Below are 19,793 nucleotides of genomic sequence, written 5' to 3'. Positions count from 1 at the left end.
ATTATCATACAAATGAGAATGAATATCAATAGCGATGATCTATATTATATTAAAAAAATAATAAAGATATATAAGACGAGGTCGAAAACTTTAAATGATTAAATGTTTAGGATGATTAGGAAACACGCGCTATTTAGACGGAAGGCATTGTTCCTGGGAGTGTGACCTCTTAAATACTAATAGAAAATATCATCACCAGCCTGCATATCGATAACGATACGACCAGTATGCTGCTTATTTTGTATAGATAACAAGTGTGTCTCTAGTTGATTGAAAGGCACAACGTGTTTGATATCATGTAGATGTTCTGGCTTCATATCTGATGCAAGGCGCTGCCAAATCTTTTGGCGATGAGGCATTGGAACATACACAGAGTCAATACCAAGGAGACGCACACCTCTTAAAATAAAAGGGAATACAGAGCTTGAGAAATGAATACCGCTTGCATTACCACTTAAAGCGATTGCGCCGTAAGGATGAATTCGTTTTAATACTTCTTCAATAGTATCTCCACCAACAGGATCGATTGCAGCTTGCCATTCTGTTTTTCCGAGTGGCTTAGATGTCACTTGGTTGATACGTGGCAGTGTTTTTTGCACACCGAGTAACTGCATCCACTTATCTGTATGAGGTTTGCTTGAACTGGCTATCGTAGTGTAACCGAGCTTATTGAGTATAAGTGCTGCAATAGAGCCTACACCACCAGAAGCTCCTCTCACAAGTACTGGACCTTTGTCGGTAGCAAGTCCATTATCTTCTAAAGCTTGAATAGACAAAGCAGCTGTAAAGCCAGCAGTTCCTATAATCATGGCTTCTTCCAAAGTTAAGTTATCTGGAAGTGGCACAAGCCAACCCCCATTTAAGCGGGTAATTTCACTGTAACCTCCGTCATGTGTGACTCCTAGGTCGTAACCAGTAGCTATGACTTTATCGCCTATTCGATAGTTAGGGTCTTGCGAGTCGATAACAATCCCTGCTAAATCAATCCCGGGTATACGAGGATATTGACGAATGATTTTATTATTGGGTTGTGTAGCGAGCATGTCTTTATAATTAATACTTGAATAATATATTCTAATAGTAACATTACCTTCTGGGAGTGAATCGTATGTGCGCTTTTCAAATGTAGATATAAGTGTGCCGTCTTGTTCATTTAAAACGTATGCCTGAAATGTTTGCAATGGAAATCTCTCCTTAAATATATAATGGTGATATTGACATAAATATAGCAATGTTAAAGGAGTTGTTGCAAACAAAGATAAGATTGGGTATAAATAAAAAGAAACGAGTTAGGGAGGGATTGAGATGAGCTATCGTTTTGAGCGTGTGACCGCCGATCAGGTACATTTATTACGTAGAGTGAGTATTGAAACATTTGAAGATGCCTATCTTGAAGAATATGACGAAAAAATTCACTTTCAGCACTATTTTGAATCATCATTTAGCGAATCGACATTAACAAAAGAAATAGAAAATCCATATTCGAGATTTTACTTATTAGTTGTTGAGGGGAAAGTAGCAGGTTACTTCAAGTTGAATATCAACGATGCACAAACAGTTGATAAAGGTACAGATTATGCTGAAATACAAAGATTATATTTATATGAAACATATCATGGACAGCGCCTAGGACAATTGATGTTTGATCAGGCATTGGCAATCGCACATGAATGGGGGAAAACGCATATCTGGTTGGGCGTATGGTCTGAGAACCGTCAAGCATTGCACTTTTATCGTAAGCAAGGGTTAGTAAAAACTGGAAAAGTAGATTTTGTTATGGGTGAACTTGTAGAAGAAGATTGGATTATGGAAATGTCTATTGCAGAGCATGCCTCACAGCAATAGAAGTAAAATGTTTCAAAGTCTAGTGTTTTGTGTATAAAAAAGTAATAGAAAAGTGTAAGATATGTTTAAGTTCTGCATTTCATAAATTTGGAGGTAATATGTATGAGAAGATTATTTACAGGCCTTTTTGCATTAACCCTCGTATTAGCAGCATGTTCAAACGATGATAGTAGCTCTAAATCGTCAAAAGAAAAGGATACAAACGCTACTCAAACAGAACAAACTCAAAAAGACACTCAGACAAAACACAATGAAGATGTATCGGAAAAAGATGATGCACAACAGCAAAGCGAAGAGAATTCCAATAGTACGACGGCACAAAGTTCTGATAGTTCAAAAGAGCGTCAAGATCAACCAGCCGCTACACAAAATGATCAACAAGCAAGTGTACAGACCCATGTACAATCTGATCAATCTAAAAATCAAGCTGAAGCAAATGAACCGCATCAAGGACAAAACGTAGTACCGATTGCACAAAATCTAGTGCGTGTGCCTATTGATGAACAGCAGGCATTACAGACTTTACCGAATTTTCAAGATGCATTAAACAAAGCACAAGCTGAAGTGGATCAATTTAATGGTTACCAAAATCCGTATAATGATTACGCTTTAGAGGGTGAAGATGGTTTTAATATGTATATCTTTAGTTTTTTAAATCAAGCTAATCCAGGCACATATACAATTGTTACAGTAGATGAGTCAGGAACGCCTAAGATTGTTGACCCTGCGTATCGTCAATAAAGTCTACTAGAACTTACAATAGGTTGAACCATATAATTCAAACATTAGTTGATAGAAGATAGAACATGTGTAGATTCAGTTTTTATTGGGTGTGTGACAGAAATCTTTGAAGAGCGGTTTCTGTTACACGCTTTTAATTTTGTACTTTAGACATCTGATGACTCAATCACCTATTGAAAGATGCTAAGATTAATGTTAATTTGATAAAGTAATTATAGAGTTACATTTTTGAATAGTTCGAATTTAGTAATTATTAATAAGTGTTATTTATATAGATGAGAAATTTTTCACGAAGTATTGATTTGAAGTAAAAGACGTGGTATATTTTTCATGTGAAATAAATCACAATAAATATTGAAGGTAGATGAAAGAGATGTTAGTACAGTCATTTGATCCATTTCAAAACCTTGCGTTATCTGCATTAGTCGCAAGTATTCCAATTGTTTTATTTTTACTTTGTTTAACAGTTTTTAAAATGAAAGGGATCTACGCAGCGTTAACAACATTAGTTGTAACTGTTGTTATTGCATTATCTGTATTCAAGTTACCGATAGGTATAGCAACAGGTGGCGTAATAGAAGGTTTCTATCAAGGTATTTTACCGATTGGCTTTATCGTTATGATGGCCGTTTGGTTGTATAAAGTAACTGTTGCCACAGGTCAATTTTCAGTCATTCAAGATAGTATTACAACTATTTCTGAAGACCAACGTATTCAATTATTGTTAATTGGTTTTTGTTTTAATGCCTTTTTAGAAGGTGTAGCAGGATTCGGTGTACCGATTGCAATTTGTGCTGTGTTATTAATTCAACTTGGTTTTGAACCATTGAAAGCGGCGATGCTATGCTTAGTAGCGAATGGTGCTGCCGGTGCATATGGTGCTATTGGTTTACCAGTTGCTGTTGTAGATACACTAAAATTACATGGTGATATTACAGCATTAGAAGTGACACGCTCACTTATTACAAGTTTACCAATCTTAACAATCTTTTTACCATTTTTATTAGTCTTTATTTTAGATGGTTTCAAAGGAATTCGTGAAACACTACCAGCAATTTTAGCAACAGTCATTCCGTTTGTTATTTTACAAGTGATTTTAAGTTATTTCCAAGGTCCAGAATTGATCGACATTTTACCACCACTTGCATCTATGGGTGTGTTAGCTGTTGTATCTAAAAAATTCCAACCTAAAAATATTTTCCGTTTGCACACAGATGAACCAAAAGTAGAAGTAAAACATCATAGTGCAAAAGAAATATTATATGCATGGAGTCCATTTGGAATTTTAACAATACTGGTATTAATTTGGAGTACAAAAGCATTTAAAGGATTATTTATAGAAGGTGGCGCACTCTCATTCTTAACATTGCAATTCGGCATACCGGGTACAATGAATGACGTGTCTCATCAACCTATTACATTGACATTTAACTTATTGAATCAAACAGGTACAGCATTATTGATTGCTGGTGTCATTACAATATTATTATCTAAACAAGTTAACTTTAAACGTGCAGGTGAATTACTTGGAGAAGCATTTAAAGAGCTGTGGTTACCAATCTTAACAATTTGTTTAATTCTTGCTATCGCCAAATTAACAACATACGGCGGACTTACAGCAGCAATGGGTGAAGGTATTGCCAAAACAGGTGCAATCTTCCCATTCCTATCACCTATCTTAGGTTGGATTGGTGTGTTTATGACAGGTTCTGTTGTGAATAACAATGCATTATTTGCACCAATTCAAGCTTCAGTAGCACCTCAGGTTGGAACAAGTGGTGCGTTGCTTGTAGGAGCGAATACAGCAGGTGGTGCGATTGCTAAAATGATCTCACCACAATCTATCGCAATTGCGACAGCAGCTGTTAAACAAGTTGGTAAAGAATCACAATTATTAAAAATGGCATTAAAATATAGTGTTGGCTTACTTGTTGTATGGTGTATTTGGACATTCATCTTATCAATGATCATTCATTAGAGTAAGTTCATATAAAGAAAAGCACGCACGACCTAAGTATTGAGCGCTAGGTTGTGCGTGCTTTTTAGTGATTTCTAAAAGTATCAAGCATGGCTCGAAATTGTTGATAAATATGTTCTGGATGGTGATCTGATACTGTTTTGTAGCCGGCTTCTCGAATTGGTTTTAAAGTGCGTGCGTTGTAGTTCTGTATAATGTCTAATAGCTGTTGTCCTAGCTTTGAGACATCTTTGTAAGGTACGAGAAAGCCATTTATATTGTGTTGGATGAGAGAGGAAGGCCCCACATTACCATCAAAGCTGACGACAATACTTCCTTGATTCATCGCCTCTAAAATTGTCATCCCAAAACCTTCATTGCGTGAGGGAATACAAGTGATCTGACTTTCTGCAATAAAGGTACTTAAATGTTGGGTTGTTGGACGGATAAAAATTAAATCTTGTAATCGTAAATAACTAATAGATTGTGCGATGGCTTCTTTCTCTCGTCCCTCTCCAAAGATTTGGACAGTATACCCCTCATCACGTAAGTCTTCTTGAATGTTGTAAACCGCTTCGATTAGAAGGTCAAATCCTTTTTCATATTCAAATCGTCCTGCCGCAATGATTTGACGTTGCTTCATCATATGGTATCTTTTTTCATCTATCATATTTGAAACCACAAATATAGGTGTTGTAGTAAGCACTTGTGCGTAATGTGATTGATCAAGTGCAGTTAATGTTGTGATGGCATCTAAATTTTGATAATGATGTACAATTTCATTGCGATATTGTTCAGTATAAGCTGTAAAATTCATATGCTCCATACCGACGCGATATTGTTGTGAATGGGCAAAGCGTGCAATTAAAATATTATGACTCGCTCTTGTACCAACGATGACATCAGATGTGTCTTTTTGAATGGCTTCTATCAATTTGTGTTCAATATAACTCGAATATTGCTTGCGCCCAGGTTCATGTATAGATATGATATTCGGTTTTAATAAAGGTGTGAACTTACGTATACGATTGGCAGTTAGTGGTATAATATTGCGTACTTTAAATTGATAGTTAACGAGTGACGTTACATGTACACGTCGATCTAACTCGAAATAAGGTTCACGTTGAGATTGGAAAACAGAAATAATTTTTACAGTATGACCTTGCTGGACGAGTTGGTTTGCTAAGTTTGTAATCGTTTTAACTGTGCCGCCAACAGCATAAATGTTGTGCATTAAAAATGTAATGGATTTCATGATGCACCTCTCAATCTGTGAAATACTTTTCATTCATTATATCATGTTATAGAGTGAAACGTTGTCTTATCATATATAGAATGAGAGAAGATAAAAGGATTTTGTTCTATCATTTTTGAATTTTTTTATTGCGCAATTTAATGCATCATTGCAAGATTAATAACAAATTTATGAAGTAAGCGCTTTTTTCTGACTGCTATTAGGTATATAATTAAATTATTAAAGAGATGGGATACAAAGTTGGACATTTTATCTCATGCTCTCGTCAATGGTATAGAGGGCAATACAATGCTGACTGTATGATGGTATAAATACAGTATTCTATTTTGTACGCAGCATTGTTGCATAGAAGTTGATGTCTTTGTAAATAAAGACATTGGATTAATGCTATATATTATATTACGAATAGGTGAAAAGGGGGACTGTATTGTTATGAATAACTTACATAACAAGACAGATGTTGTACTTATCGGTGGCGGTATTATGAGTGCTACGCTAGGTACGTTGCTAAAAGAGTTACAACCAGACTGGGATATTAATGTTTTTGAGCGCCTTGGTAAGTGTGCTGAGGAAAGCTCTAATGCATGGAATAATGCGGGGACAGGGCATTCTGCATTATGTGAACTGAATTATACAAGCGAGCGTCCAGATGGCACGATGGATATCACAAAAGCGATTAAAATTAATGAGCAATTCCAAGTGTCTAAACAATTTTGGTCATACCTTGTTAGAAATGGTCAATTACCAGAGCCAGAAGCCTTTATTCGTTCAGTGCCACATATGAGTTTTGTGATGGGGACAGAAAATGTGCAGTTTTTAAAGAACCGTGTTAAAGCTTTACAAGAAAATGTATTATTCAGTGGCATGGATATTTCTGATGATCCGGAGACGCTAAAGCGATGGGTGCCATTAATTATGGAAGGGCGTCAAAATACAACAACACCTATTGCAGCAACACGTGATAATTCAGGAACGGATGTCAACTTCGGTGACTTAACATCACAACTTTTATCACAGCTGGAAGCACGTGGGGGGGCTGTTCACTACGAACATGAAGTATTAGACTTAAAACAGCATAAAGATAAGACGTGGACGGTAAAAATACGAGATATTCAAGCGGACAAAGTATTTACGGTAGTATCTCGGTTTGTCTTTATTGGTGCTGGAGGTGCCAGTCTGCCATTATTGCAAAAAACAGGTATTCCTGAGTCTAAACATATCGGTGGTTTCCCAGTGAGTGGATTATTTTTAGTATGTAAAAACCCAGATGTCATTGCGAAACATCATGCTAAAGTATATGGTAAAGCAAAAGTAGGTGCACCGCCAATGTCTGTGCCACATTTGGATACACGTTATATTGATGGAGAGCGTACGTTGCTCTTTGGTCCATTTGCTGGATTTTCTCCAAAGTTTTTAAAACAAGGTTCATACTTTGATCTTGTAAAGTCAGTTAAGCCGAATAATCTCGTAACCATGCTCGCTGCAGGTGCAAAAGAAATGGGTTTAACGAAATATTTAGTACAACAGTTGATGTTATCTAATGATGAGCGTATGGATGACTTGCGTGAATTTGTGCCAAATGCTAAAAATGAAGACTGGGAAGTTGTCGTTGCGGGACAGCGTGTACAAGTCATTAAAGATACAGATGATAAAGGGAAAGGAACACTTCAATTTGGTACAGAAGTGATCACCTCTCAAGATGGTACGCTTGCAGCATTATTAGGTGCTTCGCCCGGCGCCTCAACAGCAGTAGCAGTAATGTTAGATATTTTACAACGTTCATTTGTTAACGACTTTCCAAAGTGGGAGTCACATATTAAGGAAATGATACCATCATTTGGTAAACAACTTACAGATGATCAAGAGTTATTTAAACAATTAAATGATGAAGTGTCTCAGTACTTGCATTTAGATAAAACGGGTACATTATTGAGTTAGAATCATGATAAAAGCCATGGATTCGGAGGTCAAAAGTTATCTCTGAAACCATGGCTTTTGTATTAAAGTTTTATAGTGGCAATGCAATCGTAAAGGTAGTACCGATATGTGGTGTACTTTTTACAGTGATTTGTCCATTATGACGTTTAATAATAGATTGAGAAATTGCAAGACCGAGTCCGTTGCTATCAGTATGAGCTGTTGATTTATAAAAGCGGTTAAAAATCTGTTTGAGTGTAACATCATCCATACCAGGTCCATCATCTGTTACGTCAATTATCATTTGATGTGCCTTACAATGCATATTAATCTCTATTGTACCCAATGAAGGCGTATATTTAATGGCATTACGAATAATATTTTCGATAGCTTGAGTGAGTAAACGTTGGTTACCCGTATATGTGATTGATTCCAAATCATATAAAATACTTAATGATTTCTGCTCAATTTGATAGCTCTCATTGGTAAGAATGTGTTGAATCATTGTATCCATTTGAAATGTATCATTAAATTGTAAATGTGTATCGTTGTCCATTTCAGAGAGGAGTAACAATTGGTGTGTAAGTTGACTTAACCGGTGTGTTTCTTGAAAGATTTTTTGAATATATTTTGCTTGTTGTTGATTGTCGGGCTCTTCTTGAAGTTGAGTGAGTAAATGATGAATATGAGTGAGTGGTGTTTTAATCTCGTGTGAAACATTTTGAACAAAGTGCTGACGCATGTCATCTAATTGTTTCAGTGCAACACGCATTGTATCAAAATGTCGCTGGAGTGTGCCAATCTCATCGGAACGCGTTACGGTAATAGGTGTATGGAAGTCACCGTTCATCATGCGTTCGGTAGCGACTTTGAGCTGTTGAACAGGCTTAACGAGTGTATAAGTTGACCATATGACAAGACCAATTGAAAATAAGATAAGCAACGATAGTAAGATAATGAGAAAATATCGGAATTCTGCTAATAAGTAACCAATGTCTGGACGTATAAATATAGCATAGTAGCCTGATGTTGTTTGAAACCGTGTACCGACTGTATTGCGAGATTCATTATCGAAAAAACCTGTAATAACAGGGTTAAATGGACGTTGACGAATACCATGGTAGTCTTTGCCATCTAAGACATGCTGAATGGTTTGCTTGTTTAAATTATATTTACGAAATTTTGAACCATAGTGGCGTGTTTGTTGTTTTTCATCGACTGAGATCACTTGATAATTCAAATCCCCCAGCAATGTTAAATAACGTACAAGTTCATCTTCATCGTGAACATCTTTATAAGCATCTGCTCTTTTTAAAGTCGCCATAACTTTGGCATCATTTTGTTCTTTTAATACAAAATGATAATATACATTAGTGATTAAGAAGCTTGTCAATGCACTCACAAGCATAACGCTAAGGGTGTACAGAGCAACACGTGAATAAAGAGATTTAAGCATGAGTCGTCACCCTATACCCAATACCACGCACGGTTTCAATTTGAATATTTGCGTCTAACTTTTTTAACTTGTTTCTTAGTCGCTTAATATGAACATCAATTGTTCGTTCATCCCCTTCATAATCAAATCCCCATATTCTAGTAATCAATGCTTCACGTTCGAAAACATGTTGAGGATAAGCAACAAGCAGATTTAACAGTTCAAATTCTTTATTGGGGAGAATCAGCCCCTTTGCGCCTACTTTTGTCATGCGTTCACTTTGATTAATAACAACATTACCAAGTGTATGTTCAACCGAAGTTTGGACTTGATAACGACGAAGGACCGCTTTAATACGAAAAATGAGTTCAGCCCCTTCAAAAGGTTTCGTTACGTAGTCATCTGTTCCTGCTAAAAACGCACGTTCCTTATCACTTAGTGCGTCTCTTGCGGTTAACATAATCACCGGATACTCGTAATCGTATTTTAAAGTTTGACATAGCGTAAAACCATCCATTCCATCCATCATAATATCTACAATAGCAATATCAACGGTTTGTGAAGAAAGGTAGTCTAGTGCTTGTTCAGCATTTGGTTGGGTAATTGCTTTGTAACCCTCTTTTGTAATATGCGATGAGACATACGTCAAAATCTCAGGATCATCGTCTACAATAAGACACTTAATTGTCATAACCTCAGTCCTTCATTATCATTTTTAACTCATTTTATCACAGGAACTGTAACATAAGAAAAATGATGCTAAATCAGTGCGCAAATCTCTATAAAAGGCAGTAAGTGACTGAAGTGAAAGTACGTTTAATGAATTTTTTACTTCTGAGTTTATTTTCCGTGCAGGACTATGAAAAATTTTTGCAAAAATGAGGTTTCTGACTCACTTTTTTAGAGTTGTTCATATTCTGTTCATATAGTCGTTATATAGTCATTACATGATGAAAAAGGAAGGGGTACATAATATATGAAGTTAGCCTTAGATGAACTGAAATTTTACAAATTCAGATATATGTTAATCTTATTGATCGTTATGTTATTGGCGAGTATGGTGTTGTTTATTACAGGCTTAGCGCAAGGTTTAGCTCGAGAAAATGTCTCATTGTTAAATAGTTTTAAAGCGGAATACTATATCGTCGAATCAGATGCTGAGCAGCAATTAGAAAAGTCAAAACTTACGAAAGAGATGCAACAAGCTGCTGAAAAGATTACTGACGTTGATCCCATCCAACTTGCACTAATGACGACAAAATTTGATGGACAGAATGAAGAAATAATATACACCAATATACGAAATGATGATAAGCCACCATTATCAGAGGGACGATATCCTAAGCATAGCAATGAAGTGATATTAAATCATAAGTTGACAGGAGAAGGTCTAAATATAGGGGATCGTATTAGTGTTCAAGATACCAAGCTAAAGGTTGTTGGTTTTACAAAACATACTATGCATGCACATGCTAATGTTGGATTGGTGACATCACAAGGTCTTGAAAATATAACAAATCATCGTATGGCAGTAGCGGCCTATCCGTTAGATGATAAAAGTGAAAGTCAGATACACAACTTGAAAGATATAGAGGGTGCCTCAGTTGTTTCTAAAGACGAGTTGAAAGATGCCATACCAAGTTATCAAGCAGAGCAACTACCACTTAATATGATGATTGTCAGCTTATTTGTTATTACAGCAATAGTATTAACAGCATTTTTCTATGTCATGACAATTCAAAAAACATCTGAAATTGGTATTTTAAAAGCAATAGGTATTAAGACGTCACACTTGTTAGCTGCACTTATCTTACAAATTGTGAGTGTAACAATGCTCGGTGTCGTTGTAGGTATTTTATTAGTGTTAGGCGTATCACTGATTTTACCTATAACAATGCCTTTTGTGATGACACCTATAATTGTATTAAGTGCTGTTATTATTTTTATGATTGTCGCATTGGTTGGTGCGTTACTGTCATTTATCCGTGTGTATAAAGTTGATCCCATTGCAGCAATAGGAGGTGGACTTGCATGAGTTTAGAAGTTAAAAATCTAGTGAAAACATTCGGACAGGGAGAAGCTCAAACAAAGGTTTTAAAAGGGTTAAATTTTAATGTAAAAGCTGGGGAATTTGTTATTTTAAATGGTACATCAGGTTCTGGGAAATCAACATTACTTTCTATTTTAGGGGGTCTATTATCTCCTACTCAAGGGGAAGTTATATTGAATGATTTAGCGTTAACAAATCTGTTGTCGAAAGAACAGACCCATAAAAGATTGAATGACATTGGTTTTATTTTTCAGGCTTCACATTTATTACCCTACTTGAAAGTCAAAGATCAATTGACAACAGTTGGCAAAGAGGCAGGTATGTCTAAAAAAGATGCTTTAATAAGAGCAGAGCAATTGTTGAAAGACATCGGATTGCACCATCGTTTAGAAGCTTATCCGCATATGCTATCTGGTGGTGAAAAACAACGTGTGGCGATTATGCGTGCATGGATGAATCAACCCAAACTCTTATTAGCAGATGAACCTACTGCAAGTTTGGACGCTCAACGTGCAACAGAAGTAGTAGAGATGATTAAAAAACATATTCATCGTGAAAATATTATAGGTATTATGGTTACACATGACGTCAGACTTTTTGAATATGCAGATCGTATATTATATTTAGATCGTGGTCAACTTGTTCAAAAGCCATCATAAAAGAATCTGATCATAGTAAAAATCCCTCATGAATTAGTGAATGAACATACGTAAATAGTAGTACATGAGATGAAAATAAACCTTAACAAACTTTTCATTACGAATCATGCTTATTGGGGCAGGATTACGAAAGCTTTTTTTAAAATGCGCTTTCTATCCTGCTCTTTTTTTAATATACAATTTTTTATAGATATAGCCATAAGTGTAGAGAGAGATGAATGATGCAAAAAACAATCCAAAGTAATGCATAGTGTAGTAATAGCCCACAATAGTCACGGATATAAGATTTAGCACGGTACTGGAGTGGAGAAGGTGCACCATATCCACCTGCGTAGACACCTTCTTTTTGTGCTAAACGCAATGCCCGCAATAGATGAAAATCACTTGTTACGATAATGCAAGACTTACTGTATTGGATGAGGGGAGCGCTATAACGTATATTCTCTTTTGTATTTGTAGAGTGTGACTCCATTGTGATCAATGACGCTGGAATACCTTGAGTGATAAGGTAATGTCGCATCGCCCACGCTTCAGAAACAGGCTCATCAGCACCTTGTCCACCACTGACAATCCAATGTGTGTGTTGAGAGGCGAGACAACGTGCAGTATCAAGTCGTGCTTGTAATAATGGTGATACATATTCTGTCCATATGCCTGCTCCGAGTACGATAAGCGTTTGAGGCATTGAAATAGGACGTGTTTGTTTTAAATGTACAGAAAGGAATAAATAGATTGGCCAAGACAATAAAAAAACGAATGAAAGATTGGAAAGCAAGTGAAATAATATCGCAATATATGCAGGAACAATATGGGCAATAAGATAACTGCCTAGACCTAGACTAAAAACTGCGTAAGTGTAACATACAATGCGTAATATAAATACTTTTCCATACTGTGCTTTAAATATGTCAAAATTTTGAAGTAAAAGGCAAGTTAGAATGAGTAGTGCTAGACTTAATGTCAACCAAGGTATTTGTTCAAGCATATCGGCAAGTGTAACAATAATCATATTCAAAATAAGTAAAATTTGAAAAAGCATATATACCCAAGTTAGACAACGAACATATTTTACCGTAGTGAGTAGAATGGGATATAATAATGTCGATATAAAAAGTAATAATGTCATATATTACACGTCCTCGTAAGTCTTTTTATTGTATGAAATGTCTTCAAATTTTGCTGAAAATAATAGTTTCTTTGTGATGTAATAGTTGATACGATAATAAGGAATATTTTTAAGAATGAAAAGGTGGTGACCTGAATGACAAACAAAGTAATGATGGATCAACATATCCGTTTTATGGGTGAATTTATGACTAATATGAATGCATTGACTGCAAGTTTATTAAAAGACCTGCGTGAACAATATGCTATTTCTAATGAACAATCAAGTGTATTATTGATGCTATCCCATGAAAAGGCAATGACATTAACAGAGATTACTTTGAGGCAAGGTGTCAATAAAGCAGCAGTGAGTCGACGTATTAAAAAATTGCTCGACTTGTCACTTGTACAATGGGCATATCAAGGTGCAGGTTCTGATAAGAGATTAAAATATGTTTCTTTAACAGAATATGGTATGGAATATGTCCAAGCTTCACGACATTTGATTGCAGATTTAGCAACAGAGATGTTGTCTGATATCCCGATTGATCAAATTGAAGAAACACGCGTTGTTTTAGAAAAAATAGATACACGTCTTAAATCTCAATTAAAAAAATTATAGTATAAATAGTGATACATATCCAACTCACGTATGATGTTTAAAACAAGTACATAAGCTAAAATGGTAACAATGGGGATTTTGAAGCTAGGAGGAGGTGGAGAGATGAAACAATGCCCGTATTGCAAAGAACATATAAAAACGAAGCAACATTGTACACATTGTCGACGCCAAGTGAATAGTGCAGTTGAACCACCAAATCGAGATGAACCAACTCATGATACAACAAAATCTATAAAAAAATTAATCCCACTTATTATTTTAAGTTTTATTATTATTTTACTTACGATCTTATTTTTATTATTAAAGAACTTTAATTCGCCTGAATCACAAGCAAAGTTATTAGTTAATGCAGTTGATAATGATGATACATCAAAAGTTGCGACGTTATTAAGTACAAAAAATAACAAAGTTGGTCGTAAAGAAGCGGGGATTTATATTGCCTTTATTAAAGATAAAATGGGAATGAAACAATTCGGAAAGAAAGTCAATCAAGCCGTCTCTCACTTAGATGAAGATCGACCCGTTTCTTATGAAGTTAGGACAGATAAAGGTCAAAAAGTTTTACGCATTAGTAAAAATGGACGAAGATATTTGATATTCGATAATTTAAGCTTTCAAGCACCGATGAAACAAGCGATACTCAAGCCAAATACAAAAGCAACATATGAATTTGTAGCAGACGGTGCAAAGAAAAAAGTGATGGGTGAGCAAGATCAACCGATCGTTTTAAGTGAATTTATTCCTGGGAAATATACGATAAAAGCAACAAAAACAACATCACGTGGTACATACAATGGTCAACTGAAATTTGATACATCCTCTAGTGATCATGATAGAGTGCATGTTAAAGAAGAATTTGAAGAAGCACACGTAAAAGTCTCCCTAAAAGATAGTGATTCGTTAGATCAAGATACCTTAAAAATTATGATTAATGGAGAAACTTTTGATTATAAAGAGCATGAAGCTTACGGACCATTCCCACTTAATAAAGAGTTGACTATATCTGCACAAGGAAAAGTACAAAATAAAGTATTTAAAACCCATACGCAAAAGATTAAAACAGTAGAAGGTAAAGAAAATAATAAAGTAACAGTAAAGTTTAATGACGATGCGATAAAAAAATATAAAGAAGCACAAGAAAAAGATACATTGAATAAAATTACAGACTTTATTGAAAAATACACTTCCGCTTTGAATACAGCATATAAAGATAAGAGTATGTCTGCAATCACACCGTATATATTGAAAGATACGGAATATTATAAAGTGATGAAAACACGTGTGCGTAATCAGAAAGCAATAGATGATCAAAATGTTAAAGTTACTGATATGAATAAAACAGATCGCTTTTATTCCGTCATCGTACAAACTGAAGAAGAAGGGGAAACCAAGCAGGCGCATTATTTATTGCAGGGTGATGATGATGGTTCTAATTTAAAGGTAGTGAACTACGAACAATATGAATAAATGTGAAAGCACTTGAAAGAGTTGATAATGGACTGTTTCAGGTGCTTTTTAGATTGAGAATAACAAAATACTTCAATTATTCAAGATACAGTTAAGATTAAAATTTTTAGAAAATTAAAGTTTTATGGTACAAGTCTTCTAATCATGCTTGCTTTTTTAGGTTTTTTTTGAGATTTTGAATATATAATAAATAAGGAAGGGATTTGAGTGTATGAAAACGTTTTCGGAACGGCTTTATGAGCGCGTTGAACCCATTTGGAAACATTATTTAGAACATCCATTTGTAAAAGGGATTGGCACAGGGGATTTAGACAAAGAGAAATTTAAACATTGGTTAAAACAAGATTATGTTTATTTAATTGACTATACACGTTTATTTGCACTGGGTGTAACAAAAGCGACAGATCTTGAGACGATGACAACATTCGGTAAACTGGTTTATGAAACGTTGAATACAGAAATGTCGTTACATAGACAATATGCTGCACAGTTTGGTATTTCAGAAGAATCTTTGACACAGACAAAACCAGCAAGCACAACAACAAGTTATACGAGTTATATGTTAGATGTCGCTCAAAGAGGTGGCGTCGAGAATGTCATTGCAGCAGTTTTAACATGTACGTGGAGTTATAATTATATTGGACGGGCATTAAATGAACTTGAAGGGGCAGCGGAACATCCTTTTTATGGAGAATGGATACAAATGTATAGTTCAGATGAATTTACAGACTTAACTGAGCAAACGATAAAGATTATGGATCGTGTTGCAGAAGGGAAGACTGAAGAGGAACTACAAGTATTAGAAGATATTGTCGTACGTACAAGTTATTATGAGCATATGTTTTGGGATATGGCAGAACGCTTGGAAATGTGGCCATTACCAGAAGAAGTCATGACCCAATATAGTGAGTAGTATAAAAAAGAAGTGGGACAAACTTGAATAATATGCCAAGTTTTGACTCACTTCAGTATAGTTGTGTTAACTTGATTCGTGTAGTTTAGATTTACGATTGCGAAAAAAGAGTGCAATAAAATATAATACTGTTGCAATTCCTGTAAGTATTGCTGCATTATATAGCGCACTTGAAGCTGTAATGATTGTATTAGGATCAACAGTACCGATAAGTGCTTGTACAGGTGCAAGTTTATCGGAGAGTTGTTCAGCGACTTCACGTATAATGTACAAAAAACCGATTGGAATGAAAGTAATACATACAGAAATTATCCAATTGATTAGTTTTAGCAATGTACGATTAAAAAGTAATGTAAGTAAGGCTAAGATAATGTTGATAAGACATAACACAAAAAAGCAGCGCAATGCAATGCGTAAATAGTTAAGGCGTTGTTCAATTTCGGACAAGTCAACTAGTGTCTGACGGGTTAATTGCTCTGTGAATGTTTTAAACTGATCATAATATACATCTTGGTTTAAAAAGCCGATTGTAAACAATGTTTCACGATACATACTATATGCTGCAATAGCAGTAAGCACCATAGCGATAAAAGTTAAAATAAAACTTATCCATGAGCGACGTTTTTTGATGCGATGTGTACGGTACATTATTTCAGGTTGTGTATGAATAGGTGCTGTCATAAATAACTCCTTTATGTAAATAATAATGATTAATTATATTATAAGATATAAAAGTTGCAAAGTGTTTGGGGGATATGACTTTAAACTGAAAAATATTGAAGTATATCTTTTTATATTTTTAACAGCATTGCAATAAAAAACATATTATAATGACTTTACTATTAAAAACTGAAAGTAGGGATTCTGTTGAAACGTAATATTATGAGTAAGCTTATGGGGCGTTATTTATCACAACAACGTCATATGAAGTTTAAGTCCGAGCCAGAGCTAGAAGCCTTTTTAGATAAGCGTCGTTCACTCAACGAGGAAAAACACAAACAACCAGACCAAATCAATGTAAAATCAAACCTAGTAAAAGATATGTTTGATGAGATGCAAGTATTTCGCTTTAATTTTGGTCACCATATCAAAAATAAAATCATTTATATTTATGGTGGCACATTTGTACTACAACCTTCAGCATTTCATTGGCGTTTTATGGACAAGCTTGCTTATGAAACTTTACATGAAGTCATATTACCTATTTATCCCAAGGCGCCGAACTATACATATCGTGAAACGCATGCTGCTATTGAAGATGTATATCGTCGATTACTCAAAGAAACAGAGCCAGAAAATATTGTGATTATGGGGGATGCATCCGGAGGGAATATGGCATTAAGTTTTGTACAAAAATTGGTAAAACAAGAGGAACTACCGTTGCCCGGCAAGCTGTATTTAATTTCTCCATGGCTCGATTTATCGCTTTCTAATCCGGATATTACAGATCAAGTACAAAAGCAGGATCCTGTACAAAATTTATTTAGCTTGCAGCAGATTGCAAAAGTATGGGCGGGTGACTTGGAGCGTAAGGATCCACGTGTGTCTCCAATGTATGGCAGTGTACGTGGCTTACCGGCTGTGCATATGTTCGGTGGGACGAGTGAAATTTTTTATCCAGATATGTGCAAACTCAGAGATTATTTTGATGCTGAGCAACAGCCCTTGAATTTTTACGTGTATAAAGATATGGTTACAGCTTTCCCACTTTATCCAATCGTAGAATCACATAAAGTATTGAAACAAATTCGTAAAACAATTGATGAATAAAAGTGTATAAATAATGGCACTTGTTGTATCTTTTATGAAAAACGAACAGTGTAAGTGAGGGATTTTACACTAAATTATATTTGTTATAATAATGTATGCTGTAATGAACAATTAACAGATATAGGACTTTTGGTCAGTTCATCAATAAGTTGATTTAAAAACAAAAGTGCTTAAAGTAAACAGGTCACTCGTTTGCTTTAAGCACTTTTCAATTTAAACATTTGTAAATGCTTACATTTTTTATTTTATTAGAAATTACAAAAAGTTCCGTGCAATAAAGTAATTAATTTAGTAGAATGTTGTGTATAGAAAAATCTTAAAACTTTGAAATTTATTGGAGCTGATTGAGCTTCTATCATCTAAGAGGGGGATCATATGGATTTACTTATTGGTACATTGTTCTTGATTTTAGTGCTCGTTATTTTTACGTTATTTACTTACAAAGCACCAAACGGTATGCGTGCTATGGGGGCTTTGGCAAATGCAGCAATTGCAACATTTTTGGTTGAAGCTTTTAACAAATATGTTGGTGGTGAAGTGCTAGGCATTAAGTTTTTAGGAGAACTCGGAGATGCAGCAGGAGGTCTTGGCGGTGTTGCAGCAGCAGGGCTGACTGCATTAGCAATCGGTGTTTCACCTGTATATGCACTCGTTATTGCAGCAGCGTGTGGAGGTATGGATTTATTACCAGGCTTTTTTGCAGGATATTTAATCGGTTACTTGATGAAGTATACAGAGAAATATGTACCAGACGGTGTAGATTTAATTGGTGCAGTGCTTGTTATTGCACCGTTATCACGCTTAATTGCAGTTGGACTAACACCTGTGGTGAACAACACATTATTGAAAATTGGAGATATTATCCAAAGTTCTACTGATACAAATCCGATTATTATGGGAATTATTCTCGGCGGTATTATTACAGTTGTCGGAACAGCGCCACTGAGTTCCATGGCACTAACAGCATTGCTCGGTCTGACAGGTGTACCTATGGCGATTGGTGCGATGGCAGCGTTTAGCTCTGCATTTATGAATGGTGCATTATTCCATCGCTTGCGTTTAGGTGATCGTAAATCTACGATTTCCGTAAGTATCGAGCCTTTGTCACAAGCAGATATTGTATCAGCAAATCCAATTCCAGTATATATTACAAACTTCTTTGGTGGTGCAGCGGCAGGACTTGTAATTGCGCTATCGGGCATGATTAATGATGCGACAGGCACAGCAACACCTATCGCTGGTTTTCTTGTTATGTTCGGATTTAATGATTGGTTGACTGTTGTATTGTACGGCGTTGTGATGGCTATTATCGGTTTAATCGCGGGTATTTTAGGCTCTATCGTCTTTAAAAATTATCCAATTGTTACGAAACAAGATATGATTGCACGTGGTGCAGCTGATGCGTAATGTATTATAAATAAACAGCGTACGTCCAACCATAAAAATATGGTGCGTACGCTGTTTTCTATTTTGGAATGTTAATGCGATGACCGAGTTGTTGGGGCCATTGTTGTATGTCCTGTGAAGTATAATAATGTTGTAATGCTTGATAAATGTCTTTTGGATAGGTTGATGAACGTCCTGTCGAGCGATTAATGCCCATCATCATTACTTCTGCAGTAGCACATAATATCTGCTGATCAGTATTAATCAATTCTAAGAAAAAGTGTGTTCGCTTATGATCTAAATCATAAATGTATACACGAACTTCAATGGCCGTATCTTTTTTTAGCTCTTTTAAATAAGAAATGTGTGTTTCGAGTGTAAACACAGTATAATGTCGACGTATGCGTTCATCGGTCGTCAAACCAATTTGGTCATGAAAATGGTCAATTGCCAAGCTAAATACACGTGCATATTCGGAATCATTCATGTGCCCATTACGATCAATCCAACGTGCATCAACTACGGTTTGGTCACTAAATGGAAATTGTAACATTTTTTCCTCCTTATGTTTAAACTTAAGTATAGCGATAAAGAGATCAAATAACAGCGTTTTACGTCAGTTCATATTTAGAGTTCTACGTCTCAAAGATGGTTTTCTCATCTTCATTATAC

Annotated in this window: 18 protein-coding genes; 11 read left to right on the top strand and 7 right to left on the bottom strand. The window is 35.5% G+C overall.

What is annotated here, in order from left to right:
• Nucleotides 1-176 precede the first annotated feature (176 nt).
• Nucleotides 177-1,181, bottom strand: coding sequence for an oxidoreductase (locus tag FGL66_RS08570; RefSeq protein ID WP_180809399.1), 1,005 nt, complete (start codon nt 1,179-1,181; stop codon nt 177-179).
• Nucleotides 1,182-1,305: 124 nt separating this feature from the next.
• Between FGL66_RS08570 and FGL66_RS08565 the strand changes: the two genes are divergently transcribed.
• From FGL66_RS08565 to FGL66_RS08555, 3 genes are all read left to right on the top strand, one after another.
• Nucleotides 1,306-1,845, top strand: a complete 540-nt coding sequence (locus tag FGL66_RS08565; RefSeq protein WP_180809398.1) for a GNAT family N-acetyltransferase — start codon at nt 1,306-1,308, stop codon at nt 1,843-1,845.
• Between the two features lie 102 nt (nt 1,846-1,947).
• Complete coding sequence (locus FGL66_RS08560) at nt 1,948-2,586, top strand: hypothetical protein (protein WP_180809397.1); 639 nt, start codon at nt 1,948-1,950, stop codon at nt 2,584-2,586.
• 373 nt (nt 2,587-2,959) lie between these two features.
• Nucleotides 2,960-4,564: an L-lactate permease gene (locus FGL66_RS08555; RefSeq protein ID WP_180809396.1), complete on the top strand. Its 1,605-nt coding sequence runs from the start codon at nt 2,960-2,962 to the stop codon at nt 4,562-4,564.
• Between the two features lie 64 nt (nt 4,565-4,628).
• Here the strand turns inward: FGL66_RS08555 and FGL66_RS08550 are convergent, their stop codons facing one another.
• Nucleotides 4,629-5,798: a glycosyltransferase family 4 protein gene (locus FGL66_RS08550; protein WP_180809395.1), complete on the bottom strand. Its 1,170-nt coding sequence runs from the start codon at nt 5,796-5,798 to the stop codon at nt 4,629-4,631.
• A gap of 432 nt (nt 5,799-6,230) precedes the next feature.
• Between FGL66_RS08550 and mqo the strand changes: the two genes are divergently transcribed.
• A complete protein-coding gene (gene mqo, locus FGL66_RS08545; RefSeq protein WP_180809394.1) occupies nt 6,231-7,736 on the top strand; it encodes a malate dehydrogenase (quinone) in 1,506 nt (501 codons plus the stop codon).
• Between the two features lie 70 nt (nt 7,737-7,806).
• On the opposite strand, the gene FGL66_RS08540 is transcribed toward mqo, so the two are convergent.
• Together FGL66_RS08540 and FGL66_RS08535 are read right to left on the bottom strand one after the other, a co-directional pair.
• Entirely contained in the window at nt 7,807-9,171 is a 1,365-nt protein-coding gene (locus FGL66_RS08540; protein WP_180809393.1) for a sensor histidine kinase, read from the bottom strand.
• Entirely contained in the window at nt 9,164-9,841 is a 678-nt protein-coding gene (locus FGL66_RS08535) for a response regulator transcription factor (protein WP_180809392.1), read from the bottom strand. Before FGL66_RS08535 ends, FGL66_RS08540 begins: the two co-directional genes overlap by 8 nt.
• 285 nt (nt 9,842-10,126) lie before the next feature.
• Here FGL66_RS08535 and FGL66_RS08530 point away from each other — a divergent pair, with 285 nt between their 5' ends.
• Complete coding sequence (locus FGL66_RS08530; protein WP_180809391.1) at nt 10,127-11,185, top strand: ABC transporter permease; 1,059 nt, start codon at nt 10,127-10,129, stop codon at nt 11,183-11,185.
• On the top strand, nt 11,182-11,859 hold the full coding sequence (locus tag FGL66_RS08525; RefSeq protein WP_180809390.1) for an ABC transporter ATP-binding protein: 678 nt from the start codon (nt 11,182-11,184) through the stop codon (nt 11,857-11,859). Before FGL66_RS08530 ends, FGL66_RS08525 begins: the two co-directional genes overlap by 4 nt.
• Nucleotides 11,860-12,043: 184 nt before the next feature.
• On the opposite strand, the gene FGL66_RS08520 is transcribed toward FGL66_RS08525, so the two are convergent.
• Nucleotides 12,044-12,985: a YdcF family protein gene (locus FGL66_RS08520; RefSeq protein WP_180809389.1), complete on the bottom strand. Its 942-nt coding sequence runs from the start codon at nt 12,983-12,985 to the stop codon at nt 12,044-12,046.
• Between the two features lie 135 nt (nt 12,986-13,120).
• On the opposite strand from FGL66_RS08520, the gene tcaR reads away from it, so the two are divergent.
• The 3 genes from tcaR to tenA all read left to right on the top strand — a co-directional run bounded on the left by tcaR (nt 13,121) and on the right by tenA (nt 15,965).
• Nucleotides 13,121-13,585 carry a MarR family transcriptional regulator TcaR gene (tcaR, locus tag FGL66_RS08515; protein WP_180809388.1) on the top strand — a complete coding sequence of 155 codons (465 nt, stop codon included), beginning with the start codon at nt 13,121-13,123 and terminating at the stop codon, nt 13,583-13,585.
• A gap of 102 nt (nt 13,586-13,687) precedes the next feature.
• On the top strand, nt 13,688-15,052 hold the full coding sequence (gene tcaA, locus FGL66_RS08510) for a membrane-associated protein TcaA (RefSeq protein WP_180809387.1): 1,365 nt from the start codon (nt 13,688-13,690) through the stop codon (nt 15,050-15,052).
• A gap of 211 nt (nt 15,053-15,263) precedes the next feature.
• A complete protein-coding gene (tenA, locus tag FGL66_RS08505) occupies nt 15,264-15,965 on the top strand; it encodes a thiaminase II (RefSeq protein ID WP_180809386.1) in 702 nt (233 codons plus the stop codon).
• A 66-nt stretch (nt 15,966-16,031) separates the two neighbouring features.
• Here the strand turns inward: tenA and FGL66_RS08500 are convergent, their stop codons facing one another.
• Complete coding sequence (locus FGL66_RS08500) at nt 16,032-16,646, bottom strand: hypothetical protein (protein WP_180809385.1); 615 nt, start codon at nt 16,644-16,646, stop codon at nt 16,032-16,034.
• 186 nt (nt 16,647-16,832) lie between these two features.
• On the opposite strand from FGL66_RS08500, the gene FGL66_RS08495 reads away from it, so the two are divergent.
• Both FGL66_RS08495 and FGL66_RS08490 read left to right on the top strand, forming a co-directional pair.
• Nucleotides 16,833-17,735: an alpha/beta hydrolase fold domain-containing protein gene (locus FGL66_RS08495; protein ID WP_180809384.1), complete on the top strand. Its 903-nt coding sequence runs from the start codon at nt 16,833-16,835 to the stop codon at nt 17,733-17,735.
• Nucleotides 17,736-18,110: 375 nt separating this feature from the next.
• Complete coding sequence (locus FGL66_RS08490) at nt 18,111-19,142, top strand: PTS sugar transporter subunit IIC (protein ID WP_180809383.1); 1,032 nt, start codon at nt 18,111-18,113, stop codon at nt 19,140-19,142.
• A gap of 58 nt (nt 19,143-19,200) precedes the next feature.
• On the opposite strand, the gene FGL66_RS08485 is transcribed toward FGL66_RS08490, so the two are convergent.
• A complete protein-coding gene (locus FGL66_RS08485; RefSeq protein ID WP_180809382.1) occupies nt 19,201-19,674 on the bottom strand; it encodes a thioesterase family protein in 474 nt (157 codons plus the stop codon).
• Between the last annotated feature and the right edge of the window lie 119 nt (nt 19,675-19,793).

It is taken from the genome of Staphylococcus sp. 17KM0847 (genome assembly GCF_013463155.1).
Classification (GTDB): Bacteria; Bacillota; Bacilli; order Staphylococcales; family Staphylococcaceae; genus Staphylococcus.
This window is presented reverse-complemented; position numbering and strand designations above follow the sequence as displayed.

Bases quoted from the DNA above. Each gene is read 5' to 3' on its own strand.
- tenA (WP_180809386.1), top strand. From the start codon at position 15,264: ATGAAAACGTTTTCGGAACGGCTTTATGAGCGCGTTGAACCCATTTGG.
- FGL66_RS08500 (WP_180809385.1), bottom strand. From the start codon at position 16,646: ATGACAGCACCTATTCATACACAACCTGAAATAATGTACCGTACACAT.
- FGL66_RS08540 (WP_180809393.1), bottom strand. From the start codon at position 9,171: ATGCTTAAATCTCTTTATTCACGTGTTGCTCTGTACACCCTTAGCGTT.
- FGL66_RS08490 (WP_180809383.1), top strand. From the start codon at position 18,111: ATGGATTTACTTATTGGTACATTGTTCTTGATTTTAGTGCTCGTTATT.
- FGL66_RS08535 (WP_180809392.1), bottom strand. From the start codon at position 9,841: ATGACAATTAAGTGTCTTATTGTAGACGATGATCCTGAGATTTTGACG.
- mqo (WP_180809394.1), top strand. From the start codon at position 6,231: ATGAATAACTTACATAACAAGACAGATGTTGTACTTATCGGTGGCGGT.
- FGL66_RS08525 (WP_180809390.1), top strand. From the start codon at position 11,182: ATGAGTTTAGAAGTTAAAAATCTAGTGAAAACATTCGGACAGGGAGAA.
- FGL66_RS08560 (WP_180809397.1), top strand. From the start codon at position 1,948: ATGAGAAGATTATTTACAGGCCTTTTTGCATTAACCCTCGTATTAGCA.
- FGL66_RS08530 (WP_180809391.1), top strand. From the start codon at position 10,127: ATGAAGTTAGCCTTAGATGAACTGAAATTTTACAAATTCAGATATATG.
- FGL66_RS08565 (WP_180809398.1), top strand. From the start codon at position 1,306: ATGAGCTATCGTTTTGAGCGTGTGACCGCCGATCAGGTACATTTATTA.
- tcaR (WP_180809388.1), top strand. From the start codon at position 13,121: ATGACAAACAAAGTAATGATGGATCAACATATCCGTTTTATGGGTGAA.
- FGL66_RS08520 (WP_180809389.1), bottom strand. From the start codon at position 12,985: ATGACATTATTACTTTTTATATCGACATTATTATATCCCATTCTACTC.
- FGL66_RS08550 (WP_180809395.1), bottom strand. From the start codon at position 5,798: ATGAAATCCATTACATTTTTAATGCACAACATTTATGCTGTTGGCGGC.
- tcaA (WP_180809387.1), top strand. From the start codon at position 13,688: ATGAAACAATGCCCGTATTGCAAAGAACATATAAAAACGAAGCAACAT.
- FGL66_RS08485 (WP_180809382.1), bottom strand. From the start codon at position 19,674: ATGTTACAATTTCCATTTAGTGACCAAACCGTAGTTGATGCACGTTGG.
- FGL66_RS08555 (WP_180809396.1), top strand. From the start codon at position 2,960: ATGTTAGTACAGTCATTTGATCCATTTCAAAACCTTGCGTTATCTGCA.